Genomic DNA, 15,609 nt, shown 5'->3' on the forward strand with positions numbered 1-15,609 from the left:
AACTAAATAACAATGAGTAAAAAAGAATTACGAATAGGTTTGGTCGGATATGGCTTTATGGGCAGGACCCACTCTAACGCCTATAAGAGGGTAGGGGATTTTTTTCCGGATCTCCAATACAGGCCTGTATTGAAAGCGGTAAGTGCCAGGAATGCGGAGAGACTTGAGGCCTTTGCAAAACAGTGGGGTTACGAATCCTTTGAGACAGACTGGAGGAAAATGGTCCAACGGACGGATATAGACGCTATTGATATATGTACCCCCAATGACAAACATGCGGAAATTGCCATAGCGGCCGCTGAAGCAGGTAAGATGGTCCTTTGTGAAAAGCCTCTCGCACGGACGGTAGCCGAGGCCCAACCTATGGTAGATGCTGTGGAAAAGGCCGGTGTTGCCAATACCGTGTGGTACAACTATCGTCGGATCCCGGCCGTAACCCTGGCAAAACAACTTATAGATGCCGGGAAACTGGGCAAGATCTTTCACTATCGTGCAAACTTTTTACAGGATTGGACCATAAGCCCGGAACTACCTCAGGGGGGTGAGGGTTTGTGGCGATTAGACGATAATGCGGCAGGTTCCGGAGTAACCGGAGATCTTTTGGCACATTGCATAGATACGGCCATGTGGTTGAACGGAGGAATTAAGGATGTTTCCGCTGTAACCGAAACATTTATCAAGGAACGGGTACATACAGCATCAGGCAAAAAACAAAAAGTGGGTATTGACGATGCCTGCATTTTTCATTGCCATTTTGACAATGGTTCTCTTGGGCTTTTTGAATCCACTCGATATGCCCGGGGCCATAAAGCGCTATATACCTTCGAAATTAACGGACAACACGCCTCTATCAAATGGAATTTGCACGATCTGAACAGATTGGAATATTTTGATCATAGAGATGATTCCCTGGAACGAGGCTGGCGATCCATCCACGTGACCGATGGGGATATGCCGTACATGGACAAGTGGTGGGTACCCGGACTCTCTGTGGGCTATGAGCATAGCTTTGTGCATCAAATGGCTGATTTTCTCCAAAGTCTGGAAGAAAATAAACCCTGTTCCCCTACCTTTAGAGAGGCCCAGGAAACCCAAAAAGTATGTGAGGCCGTTTTGGCCTCCGCGGCATCGAAAAGTTGGAAAGAAACCGGGACCTCCTGGCCTGGTTAACACAGTAACGGAATGAGTGAACTTTTAAAAGGTTTCTGCCTGCATGGACGCGAAAAGATCAGTCCGTGGAACGGCCGGGACGTGACTCGAAATACCAGTATCGTAGACCTGGAGATCCCTCAGCTAAAAGAAGGAGAGATCCTTGCAAAGACCTTGTATACAGGAATTTGTGGATCTGATAATAGCGCCGCTCTGGGCAAAGCGAATTTTGACTGGGTAGAACGCCCCAGGATCATTGGACATGAATTCAGCGCGGAAATATTGGAATTGGGCCCTGGAGACCACGGAGACCTCAAGGTTGGGGACATATTTACCCCGCTAGCGATGTTGGGTTGCAGGGACGTGAATTGTCACGCTTGCCGAATTGGCAAATGGAATTTATGCCCAAGAAAGCAGATCATTGGATTTCATAGGAACGGAGGATTCGGACAACAGGTGGTTTTGGAATCAGACCGGGTAGTTACCTTAATGGAAGGCCTAAGCCCAGAACAGGGCGCCCTGGTTGAACCCCTTTCTATCATCGTAAACGCTCTGAACAATAAATGCGACATTAAACCCGGGCAGGACATCGTAGTCACCGGATGTGGTATCATCGGATTGATGGCCGCCGAGCTGGCAAGGGCAGCCGGGGGCAGAGTACTGGTAACAGGCATAAGCCGGGACCGTGATGTACGTCTTAAAAAAGCAGCGGAACGCGGCTTTATGACCGCTGAAGTTTCCCCTGAGAACACACTTACCGAACAGTTGCAACAGGGAATTACAGATTCCAGGGGTGTACCCTTTGGCGTTGAAGGCAAGGTAGATCTGTTAATAGAGTGCTCGGGAGTTGCTGCCGTGCTAACCGAAGCCATAGATGTGGTAAGGCCGGAAGGTGATATTTGCGTAATAGCTACCTATCCTACCGAAGTGCCTGTTAATGCCACTCAGCTTACACGTACCTCGCTGAATATGAGAGGATCCATGGGATCTTGCAGGGAAGATTATATGATCGCTCAAAAGCTCATGGTTACCGGGATCTTCCCTTCTGAACACTATGTAAACAGATATAAGTTCGAAAATGTGAAGCAGGCCTTTGAAGAAGCGATCAAAGCAAAAAATATCAAAGCAGTGGTGGAGATGAACTGATATCAATTTTAAAAATGAAGAATAATATTACATGCATACCATACTGATCACCGGGGGCACTGGCTGCATAGGTGCGGTTACCATTTACAAATTGCTGCAGTCCGATGAGGTCGGCAGGATAGTGGTTGCTTCCAGGACCAATAACAAGGATCCCTTAAAATTGTGGCTGGGAGAGCATCTTGACCCTCGGTTGGAATTCGCCACACTTGATGTTTCGGATTACCAGGCAATAAAAAGCGTGGTTCTCGAGGCGGATCCAAGTCACATTATTCACTTAGGGGCTTTTCAAAGCCCGGATTGTTCCGCCAGGCATGTACAGGGGATGGAGATCAATACGGGAGGTACTATGGTACTTTTTGACACTGCCGAAAAGCTCAAGGGACTCAAAAAATTTGTGTTTGCCAGTTCTGCCGCGGTATATGGTAAAAGGGCCATGTACCCTGAAAAAAGTGTTCATGAGGATCTGCGGCTGGCCCCGCCAAACCACTACGGTATCTGGAAACTTGCCGGTGAGCATCTGGCCCGTTTGTTCTATGAGAATACGGCTGTTCCTACCGTCTGCCTGAGACTGAACACAACCTATGGCAAAGGGCGGGATAAAGGAAAAACCTCTGCCCCAACCAATGCTTTGAAAGCTATCGCCCTTGGGCATGTTAGCGGGCGTGTTATTCCTTTTGAAATGCCTTATCAAGGTAGGGAGAATTATCACTTTGTTGAAGATGTGGGCGCCCATTTTTCCCACGTTACCTTACAGCCTTTAGAAGGCTTTGGCTCCTTCAATATCAAAGGCGAAACCATACCTGTTGACAGCTTCCTGGACATCGTCCGTGACGAAGCCGAAAAACTTGGTATGGGTAATGCGGTAGAAATATCCATAGCGGAGGATGCAGATCCAAATTTGTTTGTTTCCGATCTGGATCATCGTAAGATCGATAAAACCTTTCAGGATTTACCGTTAACTTCCATCAATGAGGGGGTCCGTAATTCCTTATTGGCTTTTAGGGAGATGGCAGAAAAAAGTCTACTAACCCAGGCAATGCTTAACATATGAAGACCATTAGAATAGGATTGCTGGGAGCAGGCGATGTGGCGGACTTACATGCCGAAGCCGTAAACAATCTGGCCGGAGCCGAACTGGCGGGACTTTGGAACCGAACAGCCGAGAAGGGCAAGGTCAAAGCAGCACAATATGGCTGCCGGACCTATAGTTCCGTAGATGAATTACTTGCTGATCCGTCAATAGACGCGGTTTTTGTCCTGACCAACATGGAGACACATTGTGAATATACGATCAGGGCCGCGAAAGCCGGAAAACATATACTCGTGGAAAAACCCGCGGCTTCGAACATAGAAGAACTCCGCGAAATGCAAAAGGCGGTCACCGGGACCGGACTTAAGTGCATGCCGGTTCACAACTATATTTATGAAGCCGGTATTGAACGCACCAAAGCTATGATCCAAAGTGGTAAACTGGGCAAAGTAACCCAGTTTTACATGATGTATAATATTCATCATTCCGATGAGATCAGGGCGCGTTATCCCGGGGTTATCCGGCAGATACTGACGCATCATGCCTATACCATGTTGTACTTAGCCGGAGAACCCAAAAGCGTTTCCTGCATGAGACATACGGTAGACCCCACCCTGGCACCCCAGGAGAATGTGGCCATGGCCACAATCGCTATGGAAAACGGCATACTGAGTCATCTTTGTGCGAGCTTCGCTAATGACGATCATTCCGGGGATCCCTGGACTTGCATGATCAAGGTCATCGGGACCAAAGGAAGTACACGCTATAGCTACAGGGATTGGGTGATCAATGAACCTAAAGGAGCCCATTCACAAACCTATTATTGTTATCCGGAAACCATTAAGAATACAGCGACCCATTTTATAGACCGGGTATTAAGGCAGGGGGAAGAACCCCTCTCCACTCTGGAAGATGCGATTCGCTGCCAACATATTATAGAAGCCTGTGAGCGGTCTGTGGAAGAAGGCCGGCATGTAATTCTGTCCTAATATTTTATGATAAAAACAACATCCACTATATGACCTTATTCAAAAAGAATACTGTTCGGAGGTTTTGCCTGGTGCTATGCGTATCATTAGTAATCCTAAGCTGTAGCAAAAAGACAGAACGGATCGATCTCAAAAGAGAATCACGTATTGTTTTAATTGGGAACAACCTGGGTTCCAGAATGATGAATTTTGGTCATTTTGAAACTGAAATGCAGTTGAGATACCCGGATAGTTTGCTGTTTATCCGAAATATGTGTGATGGAGGAAATACGCCAGGCTTTAGACCGCATTCCTCCAGGAATTCACCCTGGGCTTTCCCCGGGGCAGAAGAGTTTCAGACCGAGCTTGCACAGAATTCCGGTAGCATAGGGCATTTTGAAACAGAAGATGAATGGCTTAGCCGGCTTGGGGCGGATATCATCATCGCATTCTTTGGGTATAATGAATCCTTCGAGGGAACTGCAGGCCTGGATAACTTCAAAGCGGAATTAGAGGCTTTTATCCGGCATACCAAATCCCGGAAATACAACGGACAGCGTGCCCCGGAGTTGGTCCTGGTTTCTCCAATTGCCTTTGAAGACCTCTCATCCGTTATGGATCTGCCAGATGGTGGAAAAGAAAATGAAAACCTGAAAAAATACACCGAGGCCATGAGAGAGGTGGCGGCAAAGGACAGTGTACCTTTTGTAGATGCTTTTACACCTTCAAAACAGTGGTACGCTTCAACGGAGGAAGCGCTTACCGCTGATGGATTTCAGCTGAAAAGCAAGGGATACGAGAAATTGGCAAAACTTTTGGCGGATGAGGTCTTTGGCAAATCGGACATAAGTTCCTCCCAAAACCTGGAGTTGGTCAGGGAAGCCGTTATGGAAAAGAACTGGTTCTGGCATAACGATTTCAAGATTCCCAACGGGGTGCATGCCTACGGTCGAAGATTTGATCCTTTCGGACCTGATAACTATCCGGCTGAAGTTAAAAAGACCAGGGAAATGACGGCGATCAGGGATACAGCTATCTGGAATGCCGCTAAAGGTAAAAGTACGGACCTGGCTGCCATGGATGCCAGAACCTCCGTACTTCCAGAGGTGGAAACAAATTATGTGCAGGTCCATGGAGCCGGCAACCCTAAATACCTGTATGGAGAGGATGCCCTGGATGCGATTAAAGTACCTGAGGGCTATAAATTGGAATTGTTTGCCTCGGAAAAAGAATTTCCGGACCTCGCTAATCCTGTCCAATTGTCTTTTGACAACAAAGGCAGGCTTTGGGTGGCGGTTATGCCCAGCTATCCTCATTACAAACCCGGCGATGAAAAACCGAATGACAAGCTTATTATTCTGGAAGACACAGACCAGGACGGCAAGGCGGATAAGCAGACTATTTTTGCCGATAAGCTTCACCTGACCATTGGTTTTGAATTTGCCCCGGAAGGCGTTTATGTTTCACAGGGCACCAACCTGGTACTTCTTAAAGATCTGGATGGAGATGACTATGCTGATGAGACCGAGATCATCCTTAGTGGTTTTGATGATCACGATACGCACCATGCCATCAGTGCCTTTACCACGGATCCCTCCGGCGCGATCTATATGGCGGAAGGGGTCTTTTTGCACACCAATGTAGAAACCGCTTATGGCCCGGTAAGAGGTACTAATGGTGGCTTCTATCGCTATAGTCCACAAAGGCATCATCTGGAGCGTACAGCTCAGCTTCCTATTCCAAATCCGTGGGGCATTGCTTTTGACGATTGGGGGCAACCCTTTTTCGCGCATACTTCGGGGCCGGATATTACCTGGATGAGTCCGGGTACTATAAAACCCCGGTACGGAGAAGCTTCGCCTTTACCGAAAAACCTGATAGAAGAAGCCCATCGGGTAAGACCCACCTCAGGTCTGGAGTTTATCTCCAGCAGGCATTTTCCGGATGAGATCCAGGGCGATCTTATCGTCAACAACTCCATAGGCTTTCTCGGGACCAAGCAGCATATTATGAAAGACGATCCAAAGACGGCCGGTTACTTAAGTGAACATCGGGTAGACCTGTTAACCGGATCGGACCCCAATTTCAGACCGGTAGATATGGAATTCGCACCGGATGGTTCACTCTATTTTGTGGACTGGCACAATGTGCTAATTGGTCATATGCAGCACAACGCCCGTGACCCGCTTAGAGATCATGTACACGGGAGGATATATAGATTGACATATCCTTCAAGACCTTTGGTGCAACCCGCCAAGATTGTAGATGCCAGCATTGAAGAATTATTGGAAAACCTAAAACTACCGGAATATCGCAGCAGGTATCGGACAAAAAGAGAACTACGGGCAAGGGATGCCGAAACTGTACTTCAGAAATTGTCCGAATGGGTTGCCGAACTGGACCAAAATGAGCCAAGGTATGAGCACCATCTTTTGGAAGCGCTTTGGGTTAGCTGGGGACTTAATAAAGTAGACCCCGGTCTACTCAAACAACTTTTAAAAGCTGAGGATTTCCGGGCCAGGGCAGCAGCCGTGAGGGTGCTGAGGTACTCGGGCCATCAGATAGCTGAACAGCCAGGGTTGCTTATGGAAGCGGCTGATGATGAAAATCCCAGGGTACGGCTTGAGGCCTTAGTAGCGGCTTCATGGCTCCCAAAATCCGAAGGCGTACCTATCGTAGAAGCGGCTGGTAAAAAGTCATTAGATGACTGGATGCAGATGCCGTATGAAGCCTCCATGGCCCATTTGAACGGGCATAATCTAGGCCAGGATCCGGAAACCCTCAAAGCCCAGACAGACCTGGAAGGAGCGGAACGGGAACTGTTCGTTAAAGGCGAAGAGATCTACCATAGGGAAGGTTTTTGTGTAACCTGTCATCAGGCGGACGGCAAGGGATTGAGTGCTTCTCAGTTCCCGCCATTGTCAGGTGTTGAATGGGTTACAGGTGATGAGGAGCGGCTGATCAAGCTTACTATGAAGGGTATGATGGGACCTATAGAGATCAAGGGAAAGGTATATCCGGGGCAGGTGCCCATGACACCTTTCGGGGGCATGTTGGATGACGAGGAAATGGCCGCGGTCCTCACTTTCGTTAGAAATACATTTGGAAACAAAGCTGATCCTGTAAGCCCGGAAAAAGTAAAGGAGATCCGGGAGGAAATAAAAGATAAGGAAGGCTTTTATACAGCAGAAGAGTTATTGAAAGAACATCCGATGGACTAACTCACAGGGAACTCAAATATCTTTTCCATAAGCATCCATTTCTCACCTGGGGCTGCAGTAGGCAAGGCCTGTTGATAATTCCACATCAGTTCTTCCCACTCCTGCACTTTAGGGTTGCTGGAGTCCATTTCCGCTTTTTTCTCAAATGAAAAATGATCCGAGACCTCAATGATCATAAACAGCCGATTGCTGAGTCTGTATATCTGCATATGCTCAATGCCTGAATCCCGCAGACTATCCAGTACCTCAGGCCAAACCTTCCGGTGATAGTCTTCGTAGGCTCTGATCAATTTTTCGTCATTCTTTAAGTCTAGTGCCAGGCAATATTTTCTCATGATCTAAAGATCGCTGTTAAAGTTTAATGTATCTAGTTCGGTAGCTTTCCAGGGACTTATTTTTCCTTGGGTACGAAAGCGGATATGTCCTATAGTGCCACTTGAGATCTCCGGTTCCGAATGCCCCCATGTATTTCTGATATAGGTTGCGATTGCCGCAATTTCATGGTTTTGCAGCGTTGAAAAGGAAGGCATTACAGGCAGTATATCGGGAATATCATAGGTCTTGCCTGCCACTTTTACCGGACCTTCCATACCGTGTAAAAGGATCATAGCCAGCTTTTCTTCTTTACCGGTTACCCATTCTGAACTTTTAAGTGGGGGAGCAAAACGAGCTATGCCCTCACCTTGAGTCCCATGACAATTAGCACAAAGATTGACGTATTGCCGCCTGCCTTCGGCTAAAACAGTTCTGTCTATAACAGGCGAATCACCCGTGGATTCCATTGTCTCTTGCGGTTTTCCGGGCCAATTAAAAATTCCGGCCAAAGCAGCTAGTTGCGATTCCTGAAGGTTGACCCATTCGCTTTTTGTTTTAAAAATTTTGGGCTGTTCTGCAAGCTCAATAAGCAGGGAATCTTCCGGCCTCTTGTGATTGATCATACCGTTTACCAGGGCGTTTTTTGCCCAGGAAGAAAGCTTAGTCTCAGTATATTCCTGCATAGCCAGCAATCCACTAACTTCATCGATATTACCCCTGTTTGTTATGGCCGTTGCAAGCATTTCAATGAAGATCTCCTGGTCTTGCCCGTAAGATCGCCAATACGGTTTAGACATGACATAGTCCAACATCGCGGCTTCTTTGTCTTCCAGGCTGCTTAAAATAACATCTCTGGCGATAGGGGAGTCCTTGTTTTCCTCCAGGAAGCGAAGAGCAATCTCAAAAGCCGCTGTTTTCGGAAGGTCTTTGGTCGTAAAAACCATTTGCATCTGTAATAGCGGATCCTTCTGATCGAAGTTACCCTGGACAAATGCTCCAACCCTGGTCCAGACCTCCGGATCTTCCTTAAACCTCTGCTGTAAGATGCGCAGTGCGGCCTGTGCAACAAAGGGGTCTGAGCTTTGCATCCCTTCCAAAAAGGGCTCGGGTTCTCCATAGTTTAATCCTTCAAGGGTCCACAAACTGTGAAGCTGACCTTTTGGACTCATTTCAGCAATTGCACTAAGAATACCGGATATAGTCGACTGGTCTCCGTTTTCCACGAGCAAGCGCTGGGCCATATCACGGGTCCAACCATTGGGATCATCCAAAAGAGAAACTAAAACAGACCCATCCAGACCGGCTAAAGTAGAAAATCTCCCAGGCTGATCTTTTGAGGTGATTCGCCAGATCCTACCCATATTTATGGGCCTGTCTAACTGTCTTTCCAGGGTAACCTTCCGAAGGTAAGGGGTCATATAAGGCCCGTGTTGGATAATTCCTTTGTACATATCTACAACATACAGCGCCCCGTCTGGTCCAGAAGACAATGAAATAGGCCGGAACCTCTCGTCAGTGGAGGCCAGGAACTCCAGTTTTTCATAGGCTGCCTCGGCATTCAATAAAAAACCATCTTCCTGTATCCTGTTTCTTTTGATGAGGTTGGCCGTTGGTTCGCAAACAAAAGCATCTCCGTAAAAGGATGGTGCAAGAGCCTGTCCTCTGTAGATCAACGGGCCACATGCTGATGCAAATTCGAGTAGTTTCCCTTCTTCATCCAGTGTGCCGGGAACATATCCGCGATTTACAGCGGTATTGCTTCTGATCGGATAGATTTTCCTGTCTAAGGTCAAGCCGTGATCAATACCGCTGCTTGGGCTGTGGTTTTTATTGGCCAGTAAGGCATTTGGCGGTACCAGGTCTGCGTGTAGTTGAGACCAGTTATAGTTGTAGAATAACCTCCCCGCATCGTCATGGCAGATACCCCATTGCCCTCTGAATTCGGTCTCTCCTTTCTCCCAGCCGGTAGATGTTCTCCGATACCGGGAAGAAGATTTTGCATTGTAATACCAGTTGTCCATGCCTCTCCACAGCCCGTTTGCCGAGTGCTCAGGCATTCCGTGGCCGCCGTAGGTAGAATCAATGAGGACCTTGCGATCTGCCTTAAAATCTCCATCCGTATCTTCGGCGAACCACAGCGGAATGTTCTCCGCGACCAGGGCTCCTCCCTTTACAATGGCAACGGCTCTGGGCAATACCAGGCTGTCCAGAAAGACTATGCTACGATCCATTTTTCCGTCTTCATCGTCATCGAACAGGACTGAAATCCTTCCCACCTTATCCAGTTCTCCCTTGCCATCTATATCCTGCATAAAGCCCAGCATTTCTACTACCCATAATCGTCCTCCTTCATCAAATGAAATAGCAACCGGGTCCTGAACCAGGGGTTCGGCAGCAACCAGTTCTATTTTGAGGTTGCTATCTGCAAGAACAAAGGAATTTAAAGCTTCTTCAGGGGACAGGGCCGGAGAGGGTCCTCTTTCGCATTGCCAGCACAGCGTAGCAAAGCAAAGCAGGGCAATGAATGGATTGATACGTAAAACGGATTGAAGTTTCCTTGGGATCACAATCCTAAAAATACGAATTCTAAACAGATTTTGCATCGCAGCTCATAAGAGAGGCCGCATTACAGCAAGAATGAGGCTATATAGATAAGCAAGGCCGCAAAACACCCAACCACAAAGGTTCCGAGCGTGTACACCCTATAACCCGTTTTTACTTCTATCCCTGAGAACTGTGTCAGAATCCAGAAACCGCTGTCATTGGCATGAGATACTACCATGGCACCCGCTCCTATCGCTGATACCACCAGGGCCTTATCAATATCGGTACTAAAACCCATTGTAAGCATCAGTGGGGCCAGTATGGATGCTGTGGTAATAAGCGCTACCGTAGAAGAGCCCTGGGCCGTCTTTATTGCCGCACAGAGCAGGAAAGGAAGCCAGATCCCCAGGTTGGCGCCGGAGAGAGCATCAGCAAGCGTTGTAGCAATGCCACTGTTCTGCAGTATGGTTCCGAATATTCCACCTGCTCCAGTAATTAAGATGATATTGGAAGCGTCCGTAAGCGATTTACCTACCCAACCTGTGGTTGAAAGGATTTCCTTGTCCCACTTTCGCGGTAACAAAAAGGCGAAAAGCATCCCTATGATCAGGGCGATCACAGGAGAACCTACAAAGGCCATGAATTTTGCCCATGGTAATTCCATTTGCGCTTCCGAAAGTTTGAACTCCATGAGCGACTTCCCAACGATCAGCAGGATGGGGATAAGAATTGGTAGAAAGGAAGTGAAAGCGCTGGGTGCCTTCTTTATCTTTTCCTGGATCTCCTCTTCAGTAGTTTCAGGATTCGGATCCAAATAATGCCTGGAACCCATATACTTACAATATATCACTGCAACCACAAGGGAGAGCAGGCCTATAACCAGTCCGACCAGCATGACCAGGCCAACATCCGCACCTATAATTCCCGCCGCCGCTATAGGTCCCGGTGTTGGAGGTACTAAAACGTGAGTGATCATCAATCCGAGTATGAGGGCGGTTGCAGTTCCTACTATTGATAGTCCGGCTCTTTTTGTGAGACTTTTATTTAGTGGATTGAGGATGATAAACCCGCTGTCTGCGAATACCGGTATAGAGACGATGAAGCCTACTAGTCCCATGGCTTCATGTACCCGTTTTTTTCCTATGATCCTCAAAATGATCTCCGCCAGTTTGTAGGCCCCTCCGGAGTGTTCAAGAAACGCCCCAATAATAACCCCCAGCACAATGACCACACCGATTTTCCCCAGGGTGATCCCAAAACCATCGTTTATGGATTTAACCACGGTTTCCAACTCCATTCCCGAAAAAAGTGCAAAGATCAAGGCGGCTCCCAGCAAGGCGAGGAAAGGATGTACGTTCCATTTCGCTGTGCATAGGATAATGAATACAACACTAAGGATTAGCAGTAAAATAGAGATCATAAAAAGTTTGGTTTAGTGGGCATCCCTGGTAACTTCATCCCCGGATTTTCCGACAAGGAAATCGAGGTCCGCGCCCAGGTGCGCCTGTTGTACGGTTTTGGTATATAAACTTGTATACCCTCTGTCTGAAGGTAGCTTGGGTGGTTTCCAGGCGGCTTTGCGCCGGTCCAGTTCTTCCTGACTTACTTCCAGGTGCAATTTTCTATTGGGTACGTCCAAAATAATCGGGTCACCTGTTTTCACAAGGGCCAGTAGCCCTCCAACAGAAGATTCGGGAGAAACGTGAAGCACTACTGTACCAAATGCCGTTCCGCTCATTCTCCCGTCCGATATGCGGACCATATCTTTTATCCCCTTTTTGAGGAGTTTTTCCGGAAGATCCATATTACCCACTTCGGCCATACCCGGATAGCCAACGGGTCCGACCGCCTTTAGGACCATTACACTGTTCTCATCTATCTCCAGATCTGGTTGGTCTATAGTTGCATGGTAATCCTCAATGGTCTCAAAAACGACGGCCTTACCTCTATGACTCATCAATTCCGGGGTGGCGGCGGAAGGTTTGATAACCGCCCCATTCTCACATAGGTTTCCATATAAAACGGCTATTCCCGCTTCTTCTAAAAAAGGTTGGTCCAGGCTGGCGATAACCTCTGTGTTATAGCATACCGCCTGAGTATTATTTGTCCCAATGTCCTTACCATTAACGGTTATAGCGTCCGTATGCAATTGATCCTTCACTTCATTGATCACTACCGGCAGGCCGCCGGCATCAAAGAAGTCCTCCATAAGATAAGGGCCTGAAGGCATTAAGTTGACCAAAAGCGGGATCGTACTTCCAAGGGTATCGAAGTCCTTAAGCTCCAGTTCCACACCGATACGGCCTGCAATAGCCTGCAGATGTATGATAAAATTGGTGGATCCTCCAATTGCAGCGTTGATCTTGATCGCGTTTTCGAAGGCCTCACGAGTAAGTATTTTAGATAGTTTGAGATCTTCCCGGACCATTTCCACAATGCGCCTTCCGGAAAGCTGGGCCAGTGTTTTCTTTCTGGAATCTACAGCGGGAATGGCAGCGGCACCCGGTAAGGTCAATCCCAGCGATTCTGCCATACAGGCCATTGTTGAGGCGGTCCCCATGGTCATGCAGTGCCCGGAACTACGGGCAGAGCAAATCTCTGCCTCCACCTGGTCTTCGGGAGTGAATCCCTCATTCTGAATCTTGTCCTTTAACTGCCAGACAAAGGTGCCGGAACCTATGCGCTCTCCCTTGTATTTTCCGTTGAGCATGGGACCACCAGGGACGATAATGGTAGGAAGGTCTACACTGCAGGCCCCCATCAGGGTTCCAGGGGTGGTTTTGTCGCATCCTGTGAGTAAAACTACCCCATCCAACGGATTTCCCCTTATGCTCTCTTCCGTATCCATACTCATCAGGTTACGGAAAAGCATGGCTGTTGGTCGGATAACCGTTTCTCCGGTACTCATTACCGGAAATTCAAAAGGAACACCACCGGCCTCCAGAACACCTCTTTTGACGTATTCCGCAAATTCTCGTAAATGTCCGTTACAGGGGGTTAGCTCAGACCAGGTATTGCATATGCCTATTACAGGACGACCCCTGAAATAATCGTCTGGATACCCTTGATTGCGAAGCCAGGAGCGATGAATAAAACCAGTTTTCTCGTCTTTCGGATTAAACCAAGCTTCGCTTCGGAGTTTGCCGGGGTCTTTTTTAGTCACTTTAGGTGGTTGGTTAGGGAGTTCTTAATCTTTTTGGATTTCGGATAACTCGTTTAAAGTAAACATCTTTGTTCAAGTTAGCAAAACAGAGGACGTAATAATTTCTCATCCTGGCCTTTTTGTACATAATTTTAGAACCGCTTCAAATCTTTTGCTACATTTAGTAGCTATCCCGCTGAGCAACAGAAAACGGGATCGGTTAAATGGTATCTACCTTAAAATACTCATTGGAAATGCAAACAGATTGGAAGAACAAAACAGCGATTATCACTGGCGCTGCCAAAGGACTGGGATTAGCCCTGGCCGAGCGGCTATTGGGTTATGGAGCCCGTGTGGCTATGTTCGATCGTGAGTTGGAAACACTTGAAAAGTCTACAAAGGACAACCCAAATGGGTATAGTTATGAGGTAGATGTGGTTGATTATGATCAGGTAAAAAAAGCGGTTGATCATTTTGCCACAGAAGTAGGAAGGATAGATATTTTAGTCAATTGCGCGGGAATTGTTGGAAAAACAAATATAAAAAGCCACGAAGTGGCCACGGCAGATTTTGAAAACGTTATGGCAGTCAATGTTCTGGGCTCCTTTCATACTTTTAAGGCTGTGGCTCCCTATATGCTGGATCAGGGGCACGGCCGGGTGTTGCATGTGGCATCTATATCCGGTAAGGATGGGAATGCCGGTATGCTGGCCTATTCAACTTCCAAGGCGGCCGTAATTGGTATGACGAAGGTTCAGGGGAAGGAATATGCCCAATCGGGAATACTGATCAACGCCATTGCACCGGCCGTAATTCGTACAGCCATATTAGATGGTATGGCCCCGGAACAGGTGAAGTACATGACGGATAAGATACCGATGGACCGTTGCGGCACCCTTGACGAATTTGTGGAAATGGCCAGTTTCATTGTCTCCGATCAGAACAGCTTTACCACAGGGTTTACCTATGATTTGAGTGGCGGAAGAGCACTGTACTAGAAAATATTGAATAGCTTGCTTCTATGAAACGCAGAGAGTTCATTAAGAACAGTTCCACGGCAGCCCTCGCTGCGGCTATCCCAGCTATGCCTTCCTTTTCGCCACTGCTGCGGGAAACGCGATTTGGTGTGGCGGAAGCTTCCTACCTCATGCGTTGGTATCGCAACATGGAGAGCGAAAAATACCCACCCTTTAAGCTGGCACTGGATATGATCGAGCATTGCGCCGCACTCGGTTTTGGAGGTGTTCAGGTGAACGTTCGGGGATGGGATAAGAAATATGCCAACAAAGTAAAAAGAAGGGTGGAGTCTGACCAATTGTTCCTGGAAGGGCAGATCAGCCTTCCAAAGGACGAATCGGATGTGGATCGCTTTGAAAGTCAGATCAGGATTGCAACAGAGGCCGGGATCGATATTTTCCGGACCGTATGTCTTTCAGGAAGACGGTATGAGAACTTTGATACCATGGAGGCCTTTGAGGAATTCAGGAAGAACTCCCTGATAAGACTTCAACTGGCTGAACCCCTAGCGCGAAAACACAAGGTGAAGCTTGCTGTGGAAAACCACAAGGATTTCAGGATTGCGGGCATGATGGAGGTGTTAAAAGCGATGGATAGTGAATGGATTGGGGTTACCCTGGATACAGGGAACAATATTTCGCTTTTAGAAGACCCAATGGAGGTAGTAAAGGCATTGGCACCATTTGCTTTTTCAGTACATCTCAAGGATATGGCAGTGGAAGAATACGGGGATGGATTCCTGCTTTCCGAAGTAAATCTAGGGGAAGGGATTTTAGATATAGAAGGTATGATTCAGGAGATAAGATCAAAACAGCCTGAAGCCCGATTCAATTTGGAAATGATCACCCGGGATCCGCTAAAAATTCCTTGCCTGACTGAAAAATATTGGGCTACTTTCGATAAGATCCCGGCTGTAGAACTAGCAGTCTTCCTGAAAGGGATCAGAGAACAGAAATCGACAAAACCCCTGGCCATCGTAACAGATAAACCCACAGATAAACAACTAAACCTTGAAGTAACCAATAACCGTGTCTCCCTGGAATACGCTAAAAAACATTTGGGCTTCAAATAAACAGA

11 protein-coding genes are annotated in these 15,609 nt (G+C 47.5%); 7 read left to right on the plus strand and 4 right to left on the minus strand.

Going from position 1 to position 15,609, the window contains the following annotated elements; translation table 11 throughout:
* Nucleotides 1-12 precede the first annotated feature (12 nt).
* The 5 genes from GTQ38_RS05970 to GTQ38_RS05990 are packed head-to-tail and all read left to right on the plus strand — an operon-like array spanning nucleotide 13 to nucleotide 7,514.
* Nucleotides 13-1,170 (plus strand): Gfo/Idh/MocA family protein, encoded by a 1,158-nt coding sequence (locus GTQ38_RS05970; RefSeq protein WP_161434561.1) that lies wholly within the window; start codon nucleotides 13-15, stop codon nucleotides 1,168-1,170.
* Between the two features lie 12 nt (nucleotides 1,171-1,182).
* The gene (locus GTQ38_RS05975; protein ID WP_161434562.1) at nucleotides 1,183-2,295 is read left to right on the plus strand and encodes a zinc-dependent alcohol dehydrogenase; all 1,113 of its coding nucleotides are present in this window, start codon (nucleotides 1,183-1,185) and stop codon (nucleotides 2,293-2,295) included.
* Nucleotides 2,296-2,326: 31 nt separating this feature from the next.
* Nucleotides 2,327-3,346, plus strand: coding sequence for an NAD-dependent epimerase/dehydratase family protein (locus tag GTQ38_RS05980; RefSeq protein ID WP_161434563.1), 1,020 nt, complete (start codon nucleotides 2,327-2,329; stop codon nucleotides 3,344-3,346).
* On the plus strand, nucleotides 3,343-4,314 hold the full coding sequence (locus GTQ38_RS05985; protein WP_161434564.1) for a Gfo/Idh/MocA family protein: 972 nt from the start codon (nucleotides 3,343-3,345) through the stop codon (nucleotides 4,312-4,314). The genes GTQ38_RS05980 and GTQ38_RS05985 overlap by 4 nt, the downstream gene beginning before the upstream one ends.
* Nucleotides 4,315-4,343: 29 nt before the next feature.
* Nucleotides 4,344-7,514, plus strand: coding sequence for a PVC-type heme-binding CxxCH protein (locus GTQ38_RS05990; RefSeq protein WP_161434565.1), 3,171 nt, complete (start codon nucleotides 4,344-4,346; stop codon nucleotides 7,512-7,514).
* On the opposite strand, the gene GTQ38_RS20945 is transcribed toward GTQ38_RS05990, so the two are convergent.
* Genes GTQ38_RS20945 through GTQ38_RS06005 form a run of 4 tightly spaced genes read right to left on the minus strand, consistent with a single transcriptional unit; the run spans nucleotide 7,511 to nucleotide 13,536 of the window.
* Complete coding sequence (locus GTQ38_RS20945; protein ID WP_238857809.1) at nucleotides 7,511-7,849, minus strand: L-rhamnose mutarotase; 339 nt, start codon at nucleotides 7,847-7,849, stop codon at nucleotides 7,511-7,513. The genes GTQ38_RS05990 and GTQ38_RS20945 overlap by 4 nt on opposite strands.
* 3 nt (nucleotides 7,850-7,852) lie before the next feature.
* Complete coding sequence (locus GTQ38_RS05995) at nucleotides 7,853-10,432, minus strand: PVC-type heme-binding CxxCH protein (protein ID WP_238857810.1); 2,580 nt, start codon at nucleotides 10,430-10,432, stop codon at nucleotides 7,853-7,855.
* 23 nt (nucleotides 10,433-10,455) lie between these two features.
* Complete coding sequence (locus tag GTQ38_RS06000) at nucleotides 10,456-11,793, minus strand: GntP family permease (protein WP_161434566.1); 1,338 nt, start codon at nucleotides 11,791-11,793, stop codon at nucleotides 10,456-10,458.
* Nucleotides 11,794-11,805: 12 nt separating this feature from the next.
* Nucleotides 11,806-13,536, minus strand: coding sequence for an IlvD/Edd family dehydratase (locus GTQ38_RS06005; protein ID WP_161434567.1), 1,731 nt, complete (start codon nucleotides 13,534-13,536; stop codon nucleotides 11,806-11,808).
* A gap of 233 nt (nucleotides 13,537-13,769) precedes the next feature.
* Here GTQ38_RS06005 and GTQ38_RS06010 point away from each other — a divergent pair, with 233 nt between their 5' ends.
* Together GTQ38_RS06010 and GTQ38_RS06015 are read left to right on the plus strand one after the other, a co-directional pair.
* Nucleotides 13,770-14,513 carry an SDR family NAD(P)-dependent oxidoreductase gene (locus tag GTQ38_RS06010; protein ID WP_161434568.1) on the plus strand — a complete coding sequence of 248 codons (744 nt, stop codon included), beginning with the start codon at nucleotides 13,770-13,772 and terminating at the stop codon, nucleotides 14,511-14,513.
* A 23-nt stretch (nucleotides 14,514-14,536) separates the two neighbouring features.
* Entirely contained in the window at nucleotides 14,537-15,604 is a 1,068-nt protein-coding gene (locus tag GTQ38_RS06015) for a sugar phosphate isomerase/epimerase family protein (protein ID WP_161434569.1), read from the plus strand.
* The last annotated feature ends 5 nt before the right edge of the window (nucleotides 15,605-15,609 follow it).

It is taken from the genome of Poritiphilus flavus (assembly GCF_009901585.1).
Lineage (GTDB): Bacteria > Bacteroidota > Bacteroidia > Flavobacteriales > Flavobacteriaceae > Poritiphilus > Poritiphilus flavus.